General features: G+C 46.0%; 15 protein-coding genes, 2 tRNA genes, 3 rRNA genes and 1 other RNA gene. 6 read left to right on the plus strand and 15 right to left on the minus strand.

What is annotated here, in order from left to right; all coding sequences use genetic code 11:
- Positions 1-23: 23 nt before the first annotated feature.
- The 7 genes from BF9343_RS13135 to BF9343_RS13165 all read right to left on the minus strand — a co-directional run bounded on the left by BF9343_RS13135 (position 24) and on the right by BF9343_RS13165 (position 6955).
- Positions 24-863, minus strand: a complete 840-nt coding sequence (locus tag BF9343_RS13135) for a DUF2764 domain-containing protein (protein WP_010993123.1) — start codon at positions 861-863, stop codon at positions 24-26.
- Positions 864-874: 11 nt separating this feature from the next.
- Positions 875-1465: a V-type ATP synthase subunit E family protein gene (locus BF9343_RS13140; protein WP_005788438.1), complete on the minus strand. Its 591-nt coding sequence runs from the start codon at positions 1463-1465 to the stop codon at positions 875-877.
- Positions 1466-1854: 389 nt separating this feature from the next.
- A 5S ribosomal RNA gene (rrf, locus tag BF9343_RS13145) occupies positions 1855-1965 on the minus strand.
- Positions 1966-2055: 90 nt separating this feature from the next.
- Positions 2056-4943, minus strand: a 23S ribosomal RNA gene (locus tag BF9343_RS13150).
- A gap of 150 nt (positions 4944-5093) precedes the next feature.
- A tRNA-Ala gene (locus BF9343_RS13155) sits at positions 5094-5167 on the minus strand.
- Positions 5168-5195: 28 nt separating this feature from the next.
- Positions 5196-5272, minus strand: a tRNA-Ile gene (locus tag BF9343_RS13160).
- A 154-nt stretch (positions 5273-5426) separates the two neighbouring features.
- A 16S ribosomal RNA gene (locus tag BF9343_RS13165) occupies positions 5427-6955 on the minus strand.
- Together the 16S, 23S and 5S rRNA genes with 2 tRNA genes alongside form the textbook arrangement of a ribosomal RNA operon.
- 574 nt (positions 6956-7529) lie before the next feature.
- Here BF9343_RS13165 and BF9343_RS13170 point away from each other — a divergent pair.
- The gene (locus BF9343_RS13170) at positions 7530-8006 is read left to right on the plus strand and encodes a hypothetical protein (protein ID WP_010993124.1); all 477 of its coding nucleotides are present in this window, start codon (positions 7530-7532) and stop codon (positions 8004-8006) included.
- A 1078-nt stretch (positions 8007-9084) separates the two neighbouring features.
- On the opposite strand, the gene nagA is transcribed toward BF9343_RS13170, so the two are convergent.
- The gene (gene nagA / locus BF9343_RS13175; RefSeq protein WP_005788533.1) at positions 9085-10236 is read right to left on the minus strand and encodes an N-acetylglucosamine-6-phosphate deacetylase; all 1152 of its coding nucleotides are present in this window, start codon (positions 10234-10236) and stop codon (positions 9085-9087) included.
- 156 nt (positions 10237-10392) lie between these two features.
- Between nagA and BF9343_RS13180 the strand changes: the two genes are divergently transcribed.
- The 4 genes from BF9343_RS13180 (at position 10393) to BF9343_RS13195 (ending at position 13994) form a co-directional block, all read left to right on the plus strand.
- Complete coding sequence (locus BF9343_RS13180; protein ID WP_005788535.1) at positions 10393-11070, plus strand: response regulator transcription factor; 678 nt, start codon at positions 10393-10395, stop codon at positions 11068-11070.
- A gap of 17 nt (positions 11071-11087) precedes the next feature.
- Positions 11088-12386: a sensor histidine kinase gene (locus BF9343_RS13185; RefSeq protein ID WP_005788537.1), complete on the plus strand. Its 1299-nt coding sequence runs from the start codon at positions 11088-11090 to the stop codon at positions 12384-12386.
- Positions 12387-12704: 318 nt separating this feature from the next.
- Positions 12705-13142 carry a PepSY-like domain-containing protein gene (locus tag BF9343_RS13190; RefSeq protein ID WP_005788539.1) on the plus strand — a complete coding sequence of 146 codons (438 nt, stop codon included), beginning with the start codon at positions 12705-12707 and terminating at the stop codon, positions 13140-13142.
- A 15-nt stretch (positions 13143-13157) separates the two neighbouring features.
- Positions 13158-13994 carry a PepSY-like domain-containing protein gene (locus BF9343_RS13195; RefSeq protein WP_010993125.1) on the plus strand — a complete coding sequence of 279 codons (837 nt, stop codon included), beginning with the start codon at positions 13158-13160 and terminating at the stop codon, positions 13992-13994.
- A gap of 54 nt (positions 13995-14048) precedes the next feature.
- Here the strand turns inward: BF9343_RS13195 and BF9343_RS13200 are convergent, their stop codons facing one another.
- The 7 genes from BF9343_RS13200 to BF9343_RS13230 all read right to left on the minus strand — a co-directional run bounded on the left by BF9343_RS13200 (position 14049) and on the right by BF9343_RS13230 (position 22616).
- The gene (locus BF9343_RS13200; RefSeq protein WP_032528661.1) at positions 14049-15230 is read right to left on the minus strand and encodes a fragipain; all 1182 of its coding nucleotides are present in this window, start codon (positions 15228-15230) and stop codon (positions 14049-14051) included.
- Between the two features lie 90 nt (positions 15231-15320).
- Positions 15321-15722, minus strand: coding sequence for a hypothetical protein (locus BF9343_RS13205; RefSeq protein WP_005788549.1), 402 nt, complete (start codon positions 15720-15722; stop codon positions 15321-15323).
- 100 nt (positions 15723-15822) lie between these two features.
- A complete protein-coding gene (locus BF9343_RS13210) occupies positions 15823-16683 on the minus strand; it encodes a sigma-70 family RNA polymerase sigma factor (protein ID WP_005779810.1) in 861 nt (286 codons plus the stop codon).
- A 346-nt stretch (positions 16684-17029) separates the two neighbouring features.
- A complete protein-coding gene (locus tag BF9343_RS13215) occupies positions 17030-18577 on the minus strand; it encodes a trypsin-like peptidase domain-containing protein (protein WP_005788554.1) in 1548 nt (515 codons plus the stop codon).
- Positions 18578-18882: 305 nt separating this feature from the next.
- Complete coding sequence (locus BF9343_RS13220; RefSeq protein WP_010993128.1) at positions 18883-20217, minus strand: transglutaminase-like domain-containing protein; 1335 nt, start codon at positions 20215-20217, stop codon at positions 18883-18885.
- Positions 20218-20248: 31 nt separating this feature from the next.
- Positions 20249-21400, minus strand: a complete 1152-nt coding sequence (locus BF9343_RS13225; RefSeq protein ID WP_041926235.1) for a dipeptide epimerase — start codon at positions 21398-21400, stop codon at positions 20249-20251.
- A gap of 13 nt (positions 21401-21413) precedes the next feature.
- A complete protein-coding gene (locus BF9343_RS13230) occupies positions 21414-22616 on the minus strand; it encodes a C40 family peptidase (RefSeq protein WP_010993130.1) in 1203 nt (400 codons plus the stop codon).
- Between the two features lie 367 nt (positions 22617-22983).
- Between BF9343_RS13230 and rnpB the strand changes: the two genes are divergently transcribed.
- Positions 22984-23346, plus strand: an RNA gene (gene rnpB, locus BF9343_RS21640) — RNase P RNA component class A.
- Positions 23347-23373: the final 27 nt, after the last annotated feature.

Consider the following 23373-nt stretch of genomic DNA (forward strand, 5'->3'; position numbering starts at 1 on the left):
TTATTTATCCGAGTTTGGCAGTATTACCTGAATTCAGCAGGAATCTGCACTTCATTCTTCAGTGACTCTATGATACTTCGGAACAATTGATTGCCTCTTTCCTTATCCAGAGAGATCCAACGTTCAATCATTTCCAGTTTCAACAGAAAAGCAAAAATACGTTCGATAGTGAAATAATCGAAGAAGATAGCATCTTCCATCCAGTTCCACCGCAAAGCATCCAGCTTTTTCTCACGTTCCACCAGTTCTGTTATTTCGCTGATTTTCACCAACTGGTCAAGAAAGTCCACTTCGCCCGACAGTCCGAAATCTCTGGCTCCGGAAGTCCGCAATGCCTCACAGATCTCCGTATCACCCACAATATTGCAGGCAATATCCCATTTATATTTACGCGCAGTCAATGCTACGAGAATATTGTTAATAGTGAGATTAAATTCAAACCAGGAAGCCACAAACTTATTTCCACACTTCATCGCATAATCATAATAAAGTGCAGCCAGATGATCTTCCAATAAAACAGCATTCTCTGCCGGAGTATTAAAATAAGCGGAAATGAAAGTAGCAAGATAAGTGGGAAACTCCTTGGCACTGACTTCTCCTCCCTCTTTAAGGGTAGAAATATATTCCGCCAGTTCCTCCGCGGAAAAATTTCCCCGAGTATCAATAGCGGCTTCCTTATCTTTCAAGAGCTTCAGCACATTGGCATTGTCAAACTTCAAATAAAACAGATCAATCAATTTCTGATCTGAAACTGACAAGCCCGTGTAAATTTCCGTTTTAAAATCAGCTACTGTATAGCTCAGCTTGCTGTCCTCAAGTGTGAGTTCCGGCAAACCGGCTACCAAGTAATAATATTTACTCATAACGCATCCCTTTAGAATAACATTTCTACCAACTGAGGACGCAGGAATGCTTTAAAGTAATTCATAAATTCCTCTTCTCCGAAATTCACTTTATATGAACCGTCTGCAGGAGATACGGAAAACAATGCCTTTATGCCATTCACTTGTTCTATGGTAACACCTTTATCTAACAATGCTTTAGCATTGGCAGCAAAATACTTTTTCAAAGACTCCGCATCAGAAGTTGAGATGATAATCGGTTCGTCTACACTCCATTTAGAAGCCAGAGCTACGATAAATGCATTCAGAAAATCTTTATTTTGTGCAAACTCCTTTACCGGTGCAGTCACAATCTTGTCAGTCACCATAGTGGCTATTTCCGATTTTAAAGCATTCACAGCCTGACCGGCAAAAAGTTTCAGTTCTGATTTGGTGTTTTCTGTCAGTTCGTCGGCAGATTTACGAGAGGAGGCAATAATTGATTCAGCTTCTTTATGGGCATCTTCAACAATTTTTTTAGCTTCTTCCTGAGCATTCGCAATAAGACGGCGGGCCTCTTCATTACCTTTTTCCACGCCTTCACGATAAATCTTATCGGTCAACTCTTGAATTTTGTTTTCCATATTCACGGACTATTTAGAAGTTTATATTATAATATCTAAGTGTTTCTTATCAGATTCTCGCCAAAAGTACAAAATTCAATCTGATAATAAAAGAGAAAAGAGCAAGAAAACTGTTCATTATCAAGAAAAGAATCGTCAAAAAGTAAAGGATATGACGATACGGACACATTTATCTTCACGTTTCATCTTTTAAGGCAACGGCAAAGATAAGGAGCCTGATAATACATCAAAGACATAATTATGATAAAGCCGGAAAACTGAAGGTTGAATCTGGAATATACCGGATGAACCAAGAAAGAGGTGGTCGGGAATCCTTGTTAAACAGGGTATGGCATAAAACAAGTCATCCCCTCCGGTCTTTCGACCGAAGGGGATGAACCATCTGAAAAAAACGGCGACTACCTACTCTCCCACTGTTACGCAGTACCATCGGCGTGATCAGGCTTAACTTCTCTGTTCGGAATGGGAAGAGGTGGAACCCTGATGCTATAGTCACCTGAATAAGGTAGACATAATGTACAAAAGTAAATTCAGCGGTCTATTATATAAATAGTGAAGCTAAACGGATATATAAACCATTGAAGGCGGATAAAAGAAAGTCATCGGGCAATTAGTAACGCTCGGCTGTGATGTTACCACCTGTACACCTGCGTCCTATCAACGTTGTAGTCTACAACGACCCTAAAAAGAAATCTAATCTTGTGGCTGGCTTCGTACTTAGATGCTTTCAGCACTTATCCAATCCCGACTTAGATACCCGGCAATGCACCTGGCGGCACAACCGGTAAACCAGAGGTCAGTCCAACACGGTCCTCTCGTACTAGTGTCAGAGCCACGCAAATTTCATACGCCCACGATAGATAGAGACCGAACTGTCTCACGACGTTCTGAACCCAGCTCGCGTGCCACTTTAATGGGCGAACAGCCCAACCCTTGGGACCTTCTCCAGCCCCAGGATGTGACGAGCCGACATCGAGGTGCCAAACCCCTCCGTCGATATGAGCTCTTGGGAGGGATCAGCCTGTTATCCCCGGAGTACCTTTTATCCTTTGAGCGATGTCCCTTCCATACGGAAACACCGGATCACTATGCTCTAGTTTCCTACCTGATCGACTTGTAAGTCTCCCAGTCAAGCGCCCTTATGCCATTACACTCTACCGCCGGTTACCAATCGGCGTGAGGGCACCTTTAGAAGCCTCCGTTACGCTTTTGGAGGCGACCACCCCAGTCAAACTACCCACCAAACAGTGTCCTCGCACCAGCGAGTTAGAACTCAAATAACCAAAGGGCCGTATTTCAACAGCGACTCCACAAACACTGGCGTGCCTGCTTCAAAGTCTCCGGCCTATCCTACACATCAATTACCCAAATTCAATGTTAAGCTATAGTAAAGGTTCACGGGGTCTTTTCGTCCCATCGCGGGTAATCGGCATCTTCACCGATACTACAATTTCACTGAGCTCACGGTTGAGACAGTGTCCAGATCATTACACCATTCGTGCAGGTCGGAACTTACCCGACAAGGAATTTCGCTACCTTAGGACCGTTATAGTTACGGCCGCCGTTTACTGGGGCTTCAATTCAATGCTTCTCTTGCGATGACATCTCCTCTTAACCTTCCAGCACCGGGCAGGTGTCAGGCTGTATACGTGATCTTTCAATTTTGCACAGCCCTGTGTTTTTGTTAAACAGTTGCCTGGACCTATTCTCTGCGCCCTCCCGTCACCGGGTAGGGACCCTTTATCCCGAAGTTACAGGGTCAATTTGCCTAGTTCCTTAACCGTGATTCACTCAAGCGCCTGAGTATATTCAACCCGACTACGTGTGTCCGTTTACGGTACGGGTACCTATAAGATTAAGTTTAGCGGATTTTCTTGGGAGTATGTTTACACGCACTATTACCGTTTTCCGAGGAAATTGGTATACTATCAGGTTCGACTCTTATCCCGGATTTGCCTGGGATAATCAACATCTACACCCTTTAACGGACTATTCCGTCAGTCCGCGGCGTTGTCACTCCTCCGTCTCCACATCACTCTTATAGGTAGTACAGGAATATTAACCTGTTCTGCCATCGGCCTCACCGTTCGGCTGAGCCTTAGGACCCGACTAACCCTGATCCGATTAGCGTTGATCAGGAAACCTTAGTCTTGCGGCGAGGGGGTTTCTCACCCCCTTTATCGTTACTTATACCTACATTTGCTTTTCCACACGCTCCAGTAAAGCTCACGCTTCGCCTTCAACGCTGAGTGGAATGCTCCCCTACCGATCCATTAGGATCCCATAGCTTCGGTAAAACACTTATGCCCGATTATTATCCACGCCAAACTCCTCGACTAGTGAGCTGTTACGCACTCTTTAAATGAATGGCTGCTTCCAAGCCAACATCCTAGCTGTCTTAGCAATCTGACTTCGTTAGTTCAACTTAGTGTTTATTTGGGGACCTTAGCTGATGGTCTGGATTCTTCTCCTTTAGGACATGGACCTTAGCACCCATGCCCTCACTCCTGAGATAGAACTAATGCGCATTCGGAGTTTATCAAGACTTGATAGGCGGTGAAGCCCTCGCATCTTATCAGTCGCTCTACCTCACATTAGTAACTCTCAAGGCTGCACCTAAATGCATTTCGGGGAGTACGAGCTATCTCCAAGTTTGATTAGCCTTTCACCCCCACCCTCAGGTCATCCGGAAGCTTTTCAACGCTTATCGGTTCGGTCCTCCAGTTAGTGTTACCTAACCTTCAACCTGCCCAAGGGTAGATCACTTGGTTTCGCGTCTACTCCTTCCGACTATCCGCCCTGTTCAGACTCGCTTTCGCTTCGGATCCACATCTCAAGATGCTTAACCTTGCCGGAAAAAGTAACTCGTAGGTTCATTATGCAAAAGGCACGCCGTCACAGCTTAAGCTGCTCCGACCGCTTGTAGGCGCATGGTTTCAGGGACTATTTCACTCTTCTATTCGAAGTGCTTTTCACCTTTCCTTCACAGTACTGGTTCGCTATCGGTCTCTCGGGAGTATTTAGCCTTACCGGATGGTCCCGGCTGGTTCACGCAGAATTCCTCGTGCTCCGCGCTACTCAGGATACCACTACGCTTCGGTTACCTTAGAATACCGGGCTATCACCGTCTATGGCACGACTTTCCAGTCGTTTCTTCTCAATAACTGTCTTGCGAGAGCGTGGTCCTACAACCCCACACATGCCGTAACATGGGTGGTTTGGGCTAATCCCCGTTCGCTCGCCACTACTAGGGGAATCATTATTTATTTTCTTTTCCTGCAGGTACTAAGATGTTTCAGTTCCCTGCGTTAGCCTCCAACCAAGTTGGATGACATTCCTTCAGAATGCCGGGTTGTCCCATTCGGAAATCTTCGGATCAAAGGTCATTTGCACCTACCCGAAGCTTATCGCAGCTTATCACGTCCTTCATCGCCTCCGAGAGCCAAGGCATCCGCCATGCGCCCTTATTTACTTTCTTTTATCGCCAGATTCATCTCCTTTTCTTAAAAAGGATCTGAACCAAATGGTTCGATATATACTTTTAGCTCTTACTAAATTTACTTTTTTCTGTACATCATGTCAAAGATCGTTTGATTACACGCAAGCCTGTTAGGTCGCGGTATCGGAGTGGAGAATAACGGATTCGAACCGTTGACCCTCTGCGTGCAAGGCAGATGCTCTAGCCAGCTGAGCTAATCCCCCAATCATACAAGATAAAATATCTATCTGTTGGTAGTCCCAGGCAGAGTTGAACTGCCGACCTCTACATTATCAGTGTAGCGCTCTAACCAACTGAGCTATAGGACTAGTTCAACCGTGTCCTGTTTTAGACTCGGCTTCTGTTTTTCTCTTGTTTATCTCTATCTATATTGCTATAGATGGTTGATCTATATTCTATAAATAAACAAGTACCAGTAGTACAATTTAGAACCAATGAACGTCGTTTTCAACATCGCTCCAGAAAGGAGGTGTTCCAGCCGCACCTTCCGGTACGGCTACCTTGTTACGACTTAGCCCCAGTCACCAGTTTTACCCTAGGACGATCCTTGCGGTTACGTACTTCAGGTACCCCCGGCTCCCATGGCTTGACGGGCGGTGTGTACAAGGCCCGGGAACGTATTCACCGCGCCGTGGCTGATGCGCGATTACTAGCGAATCCAGCTTCACGAAGTCGGGTTGCAGACTTCGATCCGAACTGAGAGAGGATTTTGGGATTAGCATACGGTCACCCGCTAGCTGCCTTCTGTACCCCCCATTGTAACACGTGTGTAGCCCCGGACGTAAGGGCCGTGCTGATTTGACGTCATCCCCACCTTCCTCACATCTTACGACGGCAGTCTCTCTAGAGTCCTCAGCATAACCTGTTAGTAACTAAAGATAAGGGTTGCGCTCGTTATGGCACTTAAGCCGACACCTCACGGCACGAGCTGACGACAACCATGCAGCACCTTCACAGCGGTGATTGCTCACTGACATGTTTCCACATCATTCCACTGCAATTTAAGCCCGGGTAAGGTTCCTCGCGTATCATCGAATTAAACCACATGTTCCTCCGCTTGTGCGGGCCCCCGTCAATTCCTTTGAGTTTCACCGTTGCCGGCGTACTCCCCAGGTGGAATACTTAATGCTTTCGCTTGGCCGCTTACTGTATATCGCAAACAGCGAGTATTCATCGTTTACTGTGTGGACTACCAGGGTATCTAATCCTGTTTGATACCCACACTTTCGAGCATCAGTGTCAGTTGCAGTCCAGTGAGCTGCCTTCGCAATCGGAGTTCTTCGTGATATCTAAGCATTTCACCGCTACACCACGAATTCCGCCCACCTCTACTGTACTCAAGACTGACAGTATCAACTGCAATTTTACGGTTGAGCCGCAAACTTTCACAACTGACTTACCAGTCCACCTACGCTCCCTTTAAACCCAATAAATCCGGATAACGCTCGGATCCTCCGTATTACCGCGGCTGCTGGCACGGAGTTAGCCGATCCTTATTCATATAATACATACAAAACAGTATACATACTGCACTTTATTCTTATATAAAAGAAGTTTACGACCCATAGAGCCTTCATCCTTCACGCTACTTGGCTGGTTCAGGCTAGCGCCCATTGACCAATATTCCTCACTGCTGCCTCCCGTAGGAGTTTGGACCGTGTCTCAGTTCCAATGTGGGGGACCTTCCTCTCAGAACCCCTATCCATCGAAGGCTTGGTGAGCCGTTACCTCACCAACAACCTAATGGAACGCATCCCCATCCTTTACCGGAATCCTTTAATAATGAAACCATGCGGAATCATTATGCTATCGGGTATTAATCTTTCTTTCGAAAGGCTATCCCCGAGTAAAGGGCAGGTTGGATACGTGTTACTCACCCGTGCGCCGGTCGCCAGCAAAGAAAGCAAGCTTTCTTCCTGATGCCCCTCGACTTGCATGTGTTAAGCCTGTAGCTAGCGTTCATCCTGAGCCAGGATCAAACTCTTCATTGTAAAAGTATTGTTATATATCCCATAAGGGATGATATTAGCTCTGTTCAGGATGTCGAAAATTTATTGACGGTCATTTTTTACATACCTATATAATAAGTATTGACGGTTCTAAATTTGACTTGTACTACTTGTATTGTTTATCAATGTTTCAAAGAACTCTTCTTTTTTAATTTCTGCTTCGTTTCAAAAGCGGGTGCAAAGGTAAGGGGTTTATTTTAAACTGCCAAATATTTTGGGAAGTTTTTTTTTCAATGCCCGTCTTTTATTTCCAAGCCTCTCTGTGCGAAAGGGAAAGAAGTGTCGGACAAAGGCCCTCGCTCTGCGAATCGGACTGCAAAGATAACGACTTTTATAATAATGATCCAAATAAAAAGGAAATTATTTTTGTTATTCTTTAAGGCAAATCCTACGCCGTTGCAACATGTCAAAATCTAAAGACTTTCCGTCTCTTGGAAAGCGGATGCAAAAGTACGGGATTATATGATACGAGACAAATATAAAAGGGGATTTTTTTGAATAAATTTTGCATGGAAGCGTAAAGGGCTGAGGGAGAGGACGGTTCTGATAATTGATTATGGAAAAGGAAAAGGCCGGGGAAGAAAAGGGACACATTATTATATTATATAGGGGGAATTTATCGGGGAGAGGGAAAAGGGGGATTGTTGCGAAAGGGAGGGAAAGGAGATGCAGAAGGGAGGGGAATTTACCGAGAAAGGGAGGAAAAGGGGCATTTCGGGGAAGAGAAAGGGATGTTTCGGGGAAGGGAAAGAGACGTTTCGGGGAGGAAAATCGCGGAGGGAATTGGGATCGGGAGAGAGATAAACTAAAAAGCAGGCGGAGAATTGAGGGAAGATGGACGGGAATTGAACGGAAATTGAGCAGGGATCAGACAGGAATCAAACGCAAATCAAACAAGAATGGAACGGAATCTTGCGTTAACATTGTTAATGCGATTGGAGAGACCTTTATTTCAGAGATGGAAAGGACAAAGCTTTTGCTTCTAAAAGACTTGTTCTTTGAAGACAAAAGACTTGTTTTAACAGTGCGTTAAATCAAGTAATGGGAAGAGAGGAAACAAGAGGTATAAAAGCATTGAGGATGAAGACGATAGAAAAGGAAGGAAGTGTTTGCCGAGAAAAAGGATAAGCGACGGGCCGAAAGGGATAGTTGCGATTATAGCAAGTATAATGCAATTAGAGTAAGTATAATGCGATTAGAGTAAGTATAAATACGATGAAAGATAAGTATAAGATGCGATGAAAGCAAGTATAAATGCGATGAAAGCAAGCGCCGGGGCAATCCGGAAGAACACATTTACGATCCGGGAAGTTTCGTTGTACAGGATTTTCACAAGTGAAATTTGGGGCGAAAACGGGCGGATCCTACCTTTTAAACCAAAGAGGCTTACCTTTTAAACCAAGGAGGGCTAGCTTTTAAACCAAGCCCCCTTACCTTTTAAACCAAAGGGGTGCTGGTTTAAAAGGTAAAAAGAGGGCCACACAGAGGGTTATGGGGCCGTTTTTCGAAAAAAAGAGAAATGGTCAGAGGAAAAGAAGAAATAAGGGAATGTACGAATTTGAGAAGAGATAAAGATGTGTCAACATTCGTATTCGACACAGAGATTACATAGGATTACACAGGTTTACACCCACGCATAGTATGGGCTGTCAGTGGATGACTCGTTCTCAGGCGATGATACTTATCAGTATCCTCTTTTTTACAAATATACGTCTGTTCCCTTGAAAGACAAACGCTATACCCCAAAATCTTTGAGCTGAAGTGCAAGCTGAACCGAGCGGCTATTACTTGTATTACATGAAACGAAAATAGTGAAACTCCCATCGCCTTCGCAGTGTGCCCCTAGCGGGGCTAAACGATAACTTGGAATTTCACTATCTTGTTTGCGAACATCCGATTAATTATTCAAAAACCAATCGTTATGACGTTTATATTTCCTTTTCCAATGCATCTCTTGAATAGCTTCCGACATGGCCATAGCATATTCCCGTGAATGGATAAAGACCGCCAAATCGGTGCGACCGGAAGGTGCAAGGCGTCACGAAGATATGAATGAATTCGATGTGTACGAATATGATATATGGGTGCAGCCTCAATCCGCAGTGCACTATTTACGACTCTTTCACCAACTGCCCCATAGCCCATACCGCCTTGACGTTCAGATCACGATCCAGAATCAGAATATCCGCATCTTTATCCTTCTGGAGAGATCCTTTACGGTCATAAACTCCCATAATACGGGCAGGAGTCTCAGAAGCCATACGTATGGCATCTGCCAGGGGAATATCAGCCTTCACCATCGTACGTACCAACTGATCCATGGTAGCAATACTACCTGCCAAGGCCGAACGGTCGGCAAGCTTGCACACACCGTCTTCTATAATAATACGGGGATCGTCGATCGCCTTACCTTCAGCAGCCGCATATGAAAGCGCGTCGGTCACCAGACAAGTATGCTCCACACCCTTCAGCTTATAAGCCAGTTTCAAAATAGTGGAAGGCAAATGAATGCCGTCAGCAATCAGCTCGATAGTCATGCCATCGGTCAGGTAGACGCTCTCAACCGTTCCCTCGTATTTATATTCGCGACGCTTATGAAAGCCCGGCATTGCATTGTAGAAGTGCGCAGCATGTGTAAATCCCGCCTCGTATGCTTCCTTTATGCCATCATATTCGGCTTCCGTATGCGAAACAGCTCCTACAATTCCCTTCGACTTCAGATAACGTGCAAAGTCAAGTGCTCCGGGCAGTTCGGGAGAGGCATCCCAACGCTTGATGCAATCGGTGCTTTCAAGCAAAGAGGTGTATTCTGCCACATCGACTTCTTTCACTTGGTTTGCAAACTGTTCTCCCGCCATCTTACGGTTCAGGTAAGGGCCTTCCACATGTAAGCCGAGTATCGGGCTATCGGGTTCGGCCATCAGTTTTTCGCATATATCTACAGCTTTGCGTATTTCGGAGAACGGAGAAGAAGAAAGTGTCGGGAAAAAGCTGGTGGCACCGTGCTTCATGTGTGCAGCTATCGCCGTACGGAAAGCCTCTTCGGTACATTCTGTAAAATCGTGTCCTCCCCCACCATGGGCATGCATACAAACAAAGCCGGGAACAATATACATTCCTCTGGCATCCACCAGATTGGCACCGATCAGCGCCAGGTCGCAATTAGTTACTTCCAGAATTTTTCCATCTCTCATCAACACAGAACCTTCGTTCAACCAACCTTGCGGAGTAAATATGCGTCCATTGATAATTTGAGTCAACATGATAAATTATAGTATTAGAGATTTATACTCGTGTTATTTTTGTTTATTGGAAACAAAATTAGACACTTCTGTTGAGATAGAAAAATAAAATAGCTTTTCTTTTCAGTTTTATTTCAGAAATAAGCCTTTTCTTTGCAGGTAGAAATAAAAAGCCCTATGAAAATATTAATTATCGAAGACGAACCCTCACTGAGGGAACTGATCCAGCGTTCGCTCGAAAAAGAACGCTATGTAGTGGAAGCTGCCGCAGACTTCCAGTCGGGATTACGCAAGATAGAGGACTACGATTACGACTGTGTCTTGCTGGACATTATGTTGCCTGACGGCAATGGGCTGAACCTGCTGGAGCAACTGAAAAAGATGCGTAAACGGGAAAACGTAATTATCATCTCGGCCAAAGACTCCCTGGACGATAAAGTACTGGGACTGGAACTGGGTGCCGACGACTATCTGCCCAAACCCTTTCACCTGGCCGAATTAAATGCCCGCATCAAAAGTGTGATCCGACGCCAGCGCCGCGACGGAGAAATGGACATACGCCTGGCCAACATACGTATTGTCCCCGATACATTCCAGGTATTCGTAGATGACAAGGAAATAGAATTAAACCGCAAAGAGTATGATATCCTTCTCTACTTTGCCAACCGTCCCGGACGACTGGTAAACAAAAACACGCTTGCCGAATCGGTGTGGGGAGATCATATCGACCAGGTAGACAATTTTGATTTCATCTATGCGCAAATCAAGAACCTGAGAAAGAAACTCAAAGATGCCGGTGCCTTGGCAGAACTGAAGGCTGTATATGGATTCGGCTACAAAATGACTGTTGAATAAAAAAAGACCCTACCTCCATGAAGTTGATATACCGCATTATCATCCGCATCGCACTCATGCTGACAGTTGTTCTCGGGGCATGGGCTGTATTTTTCTATATAGCCGTAATAGATGAAGTGAACGACGAAGTAGACGACTCTCTGGAGGATTACTCGGAAACCATCATTATCCGTGCCCTGGCCGGAGAAGAACTGCCCTCGAAAAACAATGGGTCGAACAATCAATACTATCTTAGAAAAGTAAGCAAAGAGTATGCCGACGAACGCGAAGATATCTGCTACAAAGACTCCATGGTCTACATTGTGGAGAAGGAAGAGACCGAACCGGCACGCATACTGACCACCTTATTCAAAGATGACGAAGGACAATATTACGAGCTTACCGTATCGACACCGACGATCGAGAAGGACGACCTGAAAGACGCCATGCTGGGATGGATTATTTTTCTGTACATCGTCCTGCTGCTCACCATCCTGATTGTCTGCATCTGGATATTTCACCGCAGCATGAAGCCACTTTACAACCTGCTGCGCTGGCTGGATGCCTACAGGATAGGTCGTCCCAATCGCCCTTTGAAGAATGAAACGCAAATTACGGAGTTCAGGAAGCTGAACGAGGCAGCCATCCGCAACGCGGAACGAAGCGAGCACATCTTTGAACAGCAAAAGCAATTCATCGGCAATGCTTCACACGAAATGCAAACACCGTTGGCCATCTGTCGGAATCGCCTGGAAATGCTGATGGAAGACGACTCCTTGTCTGAAGCACAGTTGGAAGAGCTGATAAAAACGCACCAGACCCTGGAGCATATCACTAAGCTCAATAAATCGCTGCTGTTACTGTCCAAAATAGATAACGGACAATTCTCCGATACCCGAACGGTGGAGTTCAACAGCATGCTCAAGCGATATATAGAAGATTATAAAGAAGTATACGGCTATCGGGAAATTGAGCTGACGCTGGATGAACAGGGAATATTCCGGGCGGAGATGAATGAATCGCTGGCAGTAGCCCTGATAACGAACCTGCTCAAAAATGCGTTTGTACACAACGTAGACGGTGGGCATATCCGGATTGAAATAACCGGTCATAGCATGACCTTCAGGAATAGCGGCGCAGGCCGCCCCCTGGATGCGACCCATATCTTTGAACGATTCTATCAGGGAAGCAAAAAGGAAGGTTCGACCGGACTGGGACTTGCCATAGCCGACTCCATCTGCAAATTACAGCATCTCACACTCAGGTATTATTTTGAGAAAGATGAACACTGTTTCGAATTGCGGAAGAACAATTTCACCACAGATTACGCAGATTAACACAGAACGAATTTAATCCACTGAGAACCGGCGACATTCATCTGCGCAAACACGTGTAATCTGTGGTGGATACGACTCCCCGGCACACCTGCCTGTACAAATCATTTTCATACCTGTTGCGAGAAGGACTTCCCGCTCAGCGTTAAATATTGTGTAAATATACAGTATAAGTCCAACCGGATGAACAAGAGTAATCAAACTTTTATTTAGAAAAAAGTATCAAAATGGAGAGAATTCCCAATTCTTTTCAGAATCGACCTTCATCTTTGCATTATAAATTAATTGCTAAAAATAAAAACCAATAAAAAAAAGACGATTATGAAAAAGTTACTTCTTTTATTCGTATGCCTGTTCACTCTGCAAACCATCGCAAGAGCGGACGATGATAAACCGATTCAAGTAAGCCAGATGCCGCAGAAGGCACAGCAGTTCATCAAACAACACTTTGCCGGCAGCAACATTGCCATGGCCAAAGTTGAAAGCGATTTCTTACAGAAAAGCTACGATGTCATCTTCACCGACGGCAACAAAGTAGAGTTCGACAAGAAAGGAAACTGGACTGAAGTAAATTGCAAATTCAGTGTAGTGCCACAGGGCATCATCCCCTCTCCTATCCAAAAATATACAGCCACTAATTATCCGGACGCTAAAGTTCTGAAAATAGAACGCGATAAAACGGATTATGAAGTGAAACTATCCAATGGTTGGGAACTAAAATTTGACTCTAAATTTAATTTAATCGATATTGATAACTAAAAAAGTATAGTAGATATGAAATTGAAAATGTATTTTCTTCTTCTAGCACTGGGTGCCCTGGGATTACAAAGCTGTAATGACGATGACGATCATCTGTCTTCCGTGCCCACGGAACTGAAAAACGCATTTACCGAAAAGTATCCGTCTGTCAGCAACGAAAAGTGGGAAACAAAAGGCAACTATTACATAGCGGAATTCCGTCAACAGAACTACGAAACCTCGGCCTGGTTTACTCCGAACGGAATATGGCAAATGACAGAGACCGACCTCCCTTATCAGGCTCTGCCGGCAGCTGTGAAGAGTGCATTCGAAAGCAGTGAATACGCCAAGTGGAAAGTAGACGATGTGGACATGTTGGAACGTCCGGACATGGAGAAGGTATACGTCATCGAGGTAGAGTCCGGAAAGCAGGAATTCGACCTGTATTACTCGGAAGAGGGCATCCTGGTGAAAAGCGTTGCGGATACGGACAACGATTCAGAGAACTATCTGCCTGCCGAGATTCCGGCAGCCATTGAGACCTTTATCAAAAAGCAATATCCAAACGCACGCCTGGTCGAAATCGAAGTGGAGCACGGGATGACTGAAGTAGACATCATCGACGGTAATATCAGTAAAGAAATTGTATTCAACAGCTCTAACGAATGGATATCTACTTCTTGGGACGTACGCCGCAACGAACTACCGAAAACAGTGACCCATGCGATCGCTTCTTCAGAGAAATATGCGGGATATCAAATCGATGACGCAGACTTTGTTGAAACACCCGAAGGAGAATATTATCTGGTTGAACTGGAAAAAGGAGAATTGGAAGTGAAAGTAAAGGTGAACGCTGAAGGAGAGTTTATCTGATAAACAAAGAGGTGTGTCATCATTCACCACAGATGACACACCTCTTTGCTTTTTCTAATTCTTATACCAACCGGTATCCGCCCAACCGGATACCTTATACCATTCAGTCTGCTGGTAAGAAGCATTCAACGACGGAGCGGACATACGGGGAATATAGGTAGAAAGCCCTTTCGCATCCTGATTCATCGTGAACATCCCGGCGTAGGCAGAATAGTTGCGGGGAGTGGATTTCCAGTAAACCATTACCTTATCGAACGCCTCCCGCCAACTATCATAATCGCCGTTCCCTGCAGTTATCTGATAGATGAACCGATCTAAATCATAATAATATTGCTTATCAGTGCGGCGATCATAACACATCACTCCGGAAAGATCAAAATTCTGTTTCCCGGTGATATACCTGGGCAGCACTTTGGACGTTGCAACAGCCAGATTCTCAAGTTCACTCATCTTGGCAACCCCAACAGAAACACCACCGGTCCAATCTTCATTGGACATACCGATTCCGTCATTATATCTGCTTTGATAGTAATCATAATAGCAGGAAGCAATCTTCAAAGCTGCATTTTCGGCAGAAAACATCGCGGGAACCACTGTCTGATAAGGAGCGCCCGGCCCCGGAATCTCGGTAGGCGAACTGATCAGGTAACTTCCGCAGTCGCGCAACGCATACGCCACCTCTACAGCTTCCATAAAACATGCATCGAAAAACAAGAAGTCGAGGTCGGGCGCCACCTGTAAGGCTGCGTGCAAATCAGCTATATCCATATAGTTATTGCCGTCCTGACCAAACCAACGTGTCTTTGCCGGAGAAGGTATCCATCCCTCACCGTGCGACCAGAAGACCATGCCATACTTCTCCGCTTTATATTGATTGAAGGCAGTAGATATAACCTTTTTCATCACATTTGCATCGGCCGAATTTTGCTCCGGGTAATTTTCAATGGTCTCTTCCACCACTTTTCCTTTTTTGTCTTTTCCCAGACGAATCAGCCGGGGAGCCGAATAATCGTCTATATACACCAGCAGATTACCGGATGTGGCATCAACCTGCCGCATTCCCTCTTTCATCTCTTCAATATCGGCCGAGGCCAACGGTGCCAAAGAGTTCTGGGCTATCATATACACTAACACGGTACGCGAACCTACACTCGGTTCAGGTGTCGGCCCATCCTGCTGACAGGCAGCAAGCAGCATAAGCAGACATACGGAATACAAGGTTATTTTCAGTTTCATGAATTAATATTATCCAGAGATATTATAATAAAGAAAAAAAGAGATGCAAACAAACGGCATCTCTTTGCTATATTTTATATAACGTATAAGTTACTCTTCTGGTTTACTGAACCGGAAATTCTGAGGATCGATTTTCTCGACAGCCACCGTTTTATTCTTCTTGAATTTCCCCACAACCTTGGCGGCCTCTTTTCCTAATTTCTTTTTATTTTCCGAGAAATAGATCATACAAGTACGGTTAGGAAGTCCTTTATCGAATTCCAAATAATTCTTCAACTGATAACTGTACAGTTCTCTATGCGGCAGGAATCCGTTTTTATCCAGCGCCACGCTGTCAAGCATCTGAATTTCGGTGTAGTATATCACCGTATCGGTAAATGAAGCCGATACCCCAAAGGCATAAACGGGTTTATGTCCCCCTTTTTTCAACGAAAACGCCGAGCACAATGTAAACACCAATGCCACAGCAAACAGTATTTTTACGTATTTCATATTCTGTTATATTTTTAACTTCGCAAAGATAACAAAAAAAAACGCCCACCAAAAGATGAAGCGTTTTTTAAATACTTTTTCGGAAACTGATATACCTTGCTTATCCCAAGTAAGATTTGAGCAATTTACTACGATTACTTTGTCTTAATCTTCTGATTGCTTTTTCTTTAATCTGACGAACACGCTCACGTGTGAGACCAAATTTGTCGCCGATTTCCTCTAATGTCATTTCCTGCTGTCCGATACCGAAAAACATCTGAATGATTTCTTTTTCCCTATCGGTTAACGTAGAAAGAGCTCTATCAATTTCCCTCGCAAGAGACTCATTAACCAGAGAACGGTCTGCCATGGGCGAATCATCGTTCACCAACACATCGAGCAGGCTGTTGTCTTCTCCTTCAACGAAAGGAGCGTCCACCGAGATATGGCGGCCGGATACTTTCAGCGTATCGGAGATCTTGTCGACCGGAATATCCAGTTCACCTGCCAACTCTTCGGGCGACGGACGACGCTCGTTTTCCTGTTCAAACTTAGAGAAGGCTTTGCTGATCTTATTCAACGAACCGACCTGGTTCAACGGAAGGCGAACGATACGGGACTGCTCTGCCAATGCCTGCAAAATAGATTGGCGAATCCACCATACAGCATAACTGATAAACTTGAAGCCACGTGTTTCATCAAACTTCTCGGCAGCTTTGATCAGTCCTAAATTGCCTTCATTAATCAAGTCGGGCAAACTCAAGCCTTGGTTCTGGTACTGCTTAGCTACGGATACGACGAAACGAAGATTGGCGCGTGTCAGTTTCTCTAATGCCACACGGTCACCCTTACGAATGCGTTGAGCGAGTTCTACTTCCTCCTCTACAGTAATGAGGTCCTCGCGACCGATTTCCTGCAAATACTTGTCAAGAGAAGCGCTCTCTCTGTTAGTGATACTTTTGGTAATCTTTAGTTGTCTCATTCTTATAAAACAGATTTGGAGTGCAAAGTTACGACTATTTATTTGTTAACGTATAAATTTTCACAACTTTTTCACCATTATTATCTACTAATATAAACAAAAAGAGTACCGACTGGTTGATTGCCGGTACCCTCTTTTCGATTTCCTTAGCTATTATTAAGCTACCGAATACTTTTTCGGCAGGCGATTCGCTGGTATGGCCATACTCACCACAGAGCACACAGAGTAACACAGAGACGATTTTAAGTTGTTGATTCGTAGTAAAAAACTCTGTGATACTCTGCTCTGTGATACTCTGCTCTGTGCTGCTCTGTGGTGAGTTCTGGCACAGCACCTTTCAGCTAAATCACTCCTGAGTCAAGTCTACAGCGTAATAGCCGCGTTTTCCTGAAGGGAATACTCCTGTGAGGAAGAGTACCTGGTTCGGTGACTTCACAGCAGCTTTCATCACTTCTTCAAGGTCGCTGACTTTGCGCATAGGCTGATCGTTGGCTTTCAGGATGATGAAGCCCTTCCGCACACCGGCATCCGCCATCTTGCCCGAAGTGACTCCGGTAACCTGCAAGCCGTATCCGAGATTGAGTTGTTTCTTCAAGTCGTCCGGCAACTCCTTGAAGGCAGCGCCCAGAATCTCCATACCCGCATCCTTCACAATCTTTGTTGTACCTTGTTCGTTCTTCAATGTTATATTGATATTCTTTTCTTTCTTGTCACGCATCACCTTCACGGTCACTTTATCGCCCGGACGATGCTGTGCAATGGCTTCCTGCAGGTCGGCAAAGTTCTGCACTTTCTTGCCATCGATACCGATGATGACATCATCTACCTTGATATCGGAACCGGCAGCAGAACCTCCATCTACGATTTCGCGTACCCAAACGCCATCCACTACGCCGAACTCTTTGCGCTTATCGGACAGTGTGGCTCCCGATTTGTCGATCGGCTGATCGGACATCATATCACCGTCACCCGCAAGCGAAGTACCCTTGATACCCAGCAACGCACGTTGTACGGTTCCGTATTGTTTCAGGTCGCTGACCACTTTGGTCATCACACTGGTCGGAATGGCAAAACCGTATCCGGCATAAGCGCCTGTGGGCGAAGAAAGCACGGCATTGATACCTACCAATTCACCTTTTGCATTCACCAAAGCTCCACCGCTGTTTCCCTGATTGATGGCGGCATCTGTCTGGATGAACGATTCTACTCCCCCGATGCCGTACACACCGAGCGTACGTGCCTTGGCACTGACGATACCGGCAGTTACAGTCGAGGTAAGATTGAACGGGTTACCTACCGCCAATACCCACTCTCCTACTTTCAAGGCATCAGAATCGCCCACGGGGATGGTCGGGAAATCGTCTCCCTCGATCTTGACCAGAGCCAAATCAGAATTCGGGTCGGTACCGATCATGCGACCTTTAAACTCGCGGTTGTCATTCAGCTTAACGATAATTTCGTCCGCACCGTCGATCACGTGATTATTGGTGACGATGTAACCGTCTTTGGAAATGATGACACCGGAACCGAAGCCGACACGCGGCTGGGTCTGTACACGGCGCTGCTGTCTGCCACCATTACCGAAGATATCCCCGAATATCTCTGCAAACGGGTCGCGTACGGTCACAGTTTGTTCTTTAGCCTGTTGAGTCGATTTTATATGTACTACAGCATGAAGCGAATTTTCCGCCGCCTGCGTCAGATCTACAGGCTGGGCATTAATGGCGTCATAAGCAGCCAAGCGAGCACCGGGATTCTGACGGAACTGTTCATTAAACGACAGGCTGTCTCTGTTCTCCGGCTTCAACATCGTATAGGTTGTCACTCCGGCAACTCCTGCACTGAGAAGAACTACTGCTCCTATCCCGAGAATGTTTTTTGTTGTCTGTTTCATACTATTCTTTTTATTCATTTAATTGTTAATATTCTACTTTCATTTAACATTTACGACGTTAAAATAACGACAAAAATCATTCTGTTATTCTCCTTGTCACTCTTTTTTGTTCTCTTTTAACAGTGAGTCTGCGGAGCTTAACAGCGGTTAACGGCAGAGACTGACAAATTAGCATTCGTTGCATGACACACAAGGATTTAGAAGACAGAAAAAAGACTTAAGCGTTTCCCTCGAAAGACTAAAGTCTTTTTGAGAAACGCTTAAGTCTTTCCGGAAAACGCTTAAGTCTTTTATGGAAAACGAACTTAATAATTCAGATAGTCTATATCCATGTGATAACTCCACTGCGGGAAGTACAGGTTGCCCCCTTCCCACTCCACCTCGCCACGCTGGAAATCAACGGTTTCACTACGCGGATATTTCTTCTCCGGCACCAGCGGCATGGAATAATCGCTGTTGACTATCATGCGCCAGGAGTCGATACCTCCCATAAAGAACATCTTTTCTTCGGGATTGTCGGCAAATGTGGGAATACCGAACGATTGGTCTACCGGCACCCAGCCTGCGCCTTCGAAATAGACTTCCGCCCAGTCGTGCAGGTTCCAGGCACGCGGATGCATCATAAAGCCGCTCTGGAAACGGGCGGGAATGCCACTGCAACGGCAGAGGGTGATAAACAGCAGGCTCACCTGACCGCAATCGCCGTGACGATTGTCGAGCACATATTCCGGAATATTCTCAATAGTGGAATATTCGCGGGCCGAAGCCCAGGGGAAATGATCGTTTATCCAACGGAAAATGCGCTGTGCCTTCAACAAAGGATTGGTTTCACCGACTGCCAGATTGGCAGCCAGCTCCTTGATGCGGGGGGTGAAGCGGATATGGGTTTCCCGTTCGGCAGTATACTCCTTATAAAGAGTACCGGCAGTGTCATAAGGCAGAATATTCCCGGGCTTCAACGGATGCCATTCGGCACACGAGGTGTACTCAAAGGTTTCCGAAAAGACCGTCGGCTCACCGGGGATGGCTTGCTTCTCCATATAGAGGGTGCTGTGCCGACATGAAGGCGGGGACAATGTGTAACGGGGTTCGCTGACATGGAGCAATTTTACATTTTGCTGGCGGGGCTGGTCTGTCCGGGGATAAGGCAACCAGCAACGAATCATTTTTCCGGCAGGTACGGCATTGCTGTCCACCGTCAGCGTGTAAGTGACCCGCATGCGTTTGGGCTGCACCACAGGAGTTTTTTCTTTCCTGACAGCAGCCATCACTTCGGGCAGATGCTCTTTATTGACCTGTTCGCTCGTGCTCAGTGAAGTACCCTCTTTCTCCATTTTGACGGCACAGCAGGCAGAGTCTATCCGGAACAGGTTGGGACCGGCATTGCGGAAATAACGTTTCTCTCCGTCGATCACCCGGCATTCAAGCGCCTTGCTCTCTTCCCATTGGCGCATCTGTTCGTCCGTCACGTCGGGAATGTATTTGCGGATATAGTCTTTCACCTGGGATTCGGTCAGGCAGAAATCCGCCAGCAATCGTTGATGCAGGTCGTCGTCCCAGTCGTAAGGCTTGGACTCCTGCCGGGAGGTGCAGGCGGAGACGCCGATGAATATCATCACAATATAAAGCAATTTTCTCATATCCAAATAAGTTTCAAAAGTTTACCTGTGTTCATATTTTAACCACCCCGATCCCCGGAAGGTCGTTGAGGGTGATCTTACCTTTTACAACTTCCATCCCTTTGAAGCGGTCGTTCGCTATCAGCAGGTTTCCGTCCAGATCGGCAAAGTCGACGGCCGGAGAGAATTGTGCGGCGGCAGAGACCGCACACGAAGTTTCCGTCATACAGCCTACCATCACTTTCATTCCCAATGCACGCGCCAACGTCACCATCTTCCAGGCTTCCCGCATACCGGTGCACTTCATCAGTTTGATATTTATTCCGGTAAAAGCCCCCTTCAGCCCGGCCACATCGCTCAACCGCTGCAAAGATTCATCGGCAAAAACCGGCAACGGACTATGCTGGGCCACCCACGCAATATCGTCCAACCGTGTTTTGGGCATGGGCTGTTCAATCATCACGATCCCTTTCTCCTTCAGCCACTGAATCATGTCCAATGCATATTTCTTATCCGTCCATCCCTGATTGGCATCGACCGCGATAGGCAGATCGCTCACCGAACGGATCGTTTCAATCATCTGTTTGTCATTCTCACGCCCCAGCTTCACTTTGAGGATATTGAACTGCCCGGCCACTTCAAGCGTCTTTTCACGTACCACTTCCGGTGTATCGATGCCTATCGTGAAGGTGGTCGAAGGTGCTTTCGCCTTATCCAACCCCCAGATCCTGTACCAGGGTGCTCCCAAAAGTTTACCCACCAGGTCGTGCAATGCAATGTCGATGGCAGCTTTGGCAGCCGTATCTCCCGGAGTGAGACCATCTACATAAGCCAGTATATCTTCCAGCCGGAACGGATCGTCGAACTGTTCCAGATCGACTTTCTTCAGAAACCCCATCACCGAGTCTACCGTCTGTCCCAGATAAGGAGGCATCGAAGCCTCACCGTAGCCGATGACTCCGTCATATTCTATCTCTACCTGCACATCGGGAGTGGTGGTGCGCGAATAAGTGGCCACGGTAAATACATGCTTCAACTTCAGTTCGTAAGGGAAAAAACGCAATTTCATCTTTGCCCCCAGGCCGAGTTGATTGATCGCGAACGAAACAGGGGCTTTCTCTCCGGCAAAAGCTCCTTGCAATGACAGTCCCGAACCGATAGCGGCAAAGGCAGCCGTCTTGAGAAAATCTCTTCGGTTTTGCATACCTATTTTGAGTTTAGTTATAATACGGATTCGTAACGGTGGTATTTAAAGTTTCCTCCTTATCTATAGATGGCAACACACGGACCGCATACAGCAGGCGGTTCAGATTGTACTCATCAAAATCGGCATCTGCCGGATCGAAACTGCTGACATGCACATCGCCTTGCGAATGGATGAACTTCTTATCACCCAGATAAATGGCTACATGAACCACACGCTCCCTCTTTTCGGCAGTAGCCTTCCGCCCGAAGAAAATCAAATCTCCCGGCTGAACATTGCCGAAGTCCGGTGCAATGTTGATATGCTCGCCCACATAAGCCTGTTGAGAGGCGTCACGGGGAATGATGATATCGTGCATGAATAAGACGGTACGTACAAAGCCGCTGCAATCGACTCCCTTCGAAGAAGTACCCGCCCAGAGATAAGGAATCCCCATCATGGTATAAGCGGTTCGGATGATGCTTGAAGCGTCTTGCTTCAAAGAGGCACGCCACTCCTTTTCGGGCATCGATATCGATTGTGAGATATAAGCCTGCCGACCGTCCGGATAAGAGACTTTATAGAATCCTCCTTGCTTACCTTCGTACTTCAGACGGTTTCCGGCTACCACGTCCGACACGGATTGAGACTTTGCATCCGGCTGCTGATAAGTGAACCCGTAATGCGACGTCACTACAATTTTATCTGCCTTGTTCCAGGCATCCAGCCCGGCTTTGGTGACCGGATGGATTCCTACCCGGTGTACCCATGCGATATAATTATCGGGCGTCTGGATGCAGTACCAGTTGCGATGTTGCAACACTTTAACGGGCATTCCCATCAATGCCTGAGTGGTCATTTCCGAAGAAAAATCATCCTCTACACGCATATTACATACGGAAAGATTGACAATGCCGTACATCTTTCCTTCCAGAGCCGCACTGTCCGGAACCAGTTGCAGGCTGTCCTTTACTTCATAAGCCTTCTCTTCCAGCCCCGATAACAAAGCCGCCTTAGCTTCCGGCGAAGTAGTTGCCCCCTTTACGGTAATCGTCTTTCCGGATACATCGTAATCCACATCCCAAAGGATGACACGCTTATCGGGAATGAAGCGGTCGCGGACTTCACCGGACAATCGTTCTACATCTTGAGGGAGGGCATTTTTCTTGTTTTCAGGAATACCCGTACAGGCGGACACTGCCAAAAGCAGCGATACAAAAGGAATCATATTCTTCATGAAAGAAAGATTTGGGGGTTACATTTTTAGCAAAGATAGAAACTCTTTCCATTTTAGATATATATTTTCAGAAACATTAAGAATAAGAACTGAAATCGAGTCATACGATGTTCACCACAGAGTAGCACAGAGTTCCACAGAGTTTTGAGTTCACCACAGATTACACGGATTAACACAGATATTTTAATTTAACTCTCAGTAAAATAAATTATTAATCTGTGATAATCTGCGTAATCTGTGGTGAATTTATGTCATTCGTGAAACTCTGTGGAACTCTGTGGAACTCTGTGCTACTCTGTGGTGAACCGAACTAATCCTCCCTTCCGTTTGCTCAAACAAAATAATTCTTGTACTTTTGCTGACCAAAGCAGTTGGCCGGTCTGTCGCGTGTACTTCGGTGCAGGAGGAAAGTCCGGGCAACACAGAGCATCCTACTTCCTAACAGAAAGCTATCCGTGAGGGTAGAGTAACGTAGAAGAAAAGAACCGCCCCTCCCTCCGGGGAGAGGTAAGGGTGAGAAGGTGGAGTAAGAGCCCACCAGCCGTATGGTGACATATCGGGCTGTACGTCTTAGGAGTTGTAAGGTCATGTAAACCGGCGCTATGAGAGCTGCTCGCTCCATGTCGGAGGGTAGACCGCTAAAGTGGTGTGGTGACACCCCACTCAGATAAATGACAGGCACCTTGATTTATTCAGGGTACAGAACTCGGCTTATAGGCTGACTGCTTTTCTTTTTTTTAATTTCAAATACCAGACC

It is taken from the genome of Bacteroides fragilis NCTC 9343 (genome assembly GCF_000025985.1).
Taxonomy (GTDB): Bacteria; Bacteroidota; Bacteroidia; order Bacteroidales; family Bacteroidaceae; genus Bacteroides; species Bacteroides fragilis.

What these genes read in the sequence shown, in the direction of transcription:
- BF9343_RS13230 (WP_010993130.1), bottom strand. Translation starts at nt 22,616, where the DNA reads ATGAAGAATATGATTCCTTTTGTATCGCTGCTTTTGGCAGTGTCCGCC.
- BF9343_RS13170 (WP_010993124.1), top strand. Translation starts at nt 7,530, where the DNA reads ATGGAAAAGGAAAAGGCCGGGGAAGAAAAGGGACACATTATTATATTA.
- BF9343_RS13210 (WP_005779810.1), bottom strand. Translation starts at nt 16,683, where the DNA reads ATGAGACAACTAAAGATTACCAAAAGTATCACTAACAGAGAGAGCGCT.
- BF9343_RS13205 (WP_005788549.1), bottom strand. Translation starts at nt 15,722, where the DNA reads ATGAAATACGTAAAAATACTGTTTGCTGTGGCATTGGTGTTTACATTG.
- BF9343_RS13200 (WP_032528661.1), bottom strand. Translation starts at nt 15,230, where the DNA reads ATGAAACTGAAAATAACCTTGTATTCCGTATGTCTGCTTATGCTGCTT.
- nagA (WP_005788533.1), bottom strand. Translation starts at nt 10,236, where the DNA reads ATGTTGACTCAAATTATCAATGGACGCATATTTACTCCGCAAGGTTGG.
- BF9343_RS13195 (WP_010993125.1), top strand. Translation starts at nt 13,158, where the DNA reads ATGAAATTGAAAATGTATTTTCTTCTTCTAGCACTGGGTGCCCTGGGA.
- BF9343_RS13215 (WP_005788554.1), bottom strand. Translation starts at nt 18,577, where the DNA reads ATGAAACAGACAACAAAAAACATTCTCGGGATAGGAGCAGTAGTTCTT.
- BF9343_RS13220 (WP_010993128.1), bottom strand. Translation starts at nt 20,217, where the DNA reads ATGAGAAAATTGCTTTATATTGTGATGATATTCATCGGCGTCTCCGCC.
- BF9343_RS13180 (WP_005788535.1), top strand. Translation starts at nt 10,393, where the DNA reads ATGAAAATATTAATTATCGAAGACGAACCCTCACTGAGGGAACTGATC.
- BF9343_RS13190 (WP_005788539.1), top strand. Translation starts at nt 12,705, where the DNA reads ATGAAAAAGTTACTTCTTTTATTCGTATGCCTGTTCACTCTGCAAACC.
- BF9343_RS13185 (WP_005788537.1), top strand. Translation starts at nt 11,088, where the DNA reads ATGAAGTTGATATACCGCATTATCATCCGCATCGCACTCATGCTGACA.
- BF9343_RS13135 (WP_010993123.1), bottom strand. Translation starts at nt 863, where the DNA reads ATGAGTAAATATTATTACTTGGTAGCCGGTTTGCCGGAACTCACACTT.
- BF9343_RS13140 (WP_005788438.1), bottom strand. Translation starts at nt 1,465, where the DNA reads ATGGAAAACAAAATTCAAGAGTTGACCGATAAGATTTATCGTGAAGGC.
- BF9343_RS13225 (WP_041926235.1), bottom strand. Translation starts at nt 21,400, where the DNA reads ATGCAAAACCGAAGAGATTTTCTCAAGACGGCTGCCTTTGCCGCTATC.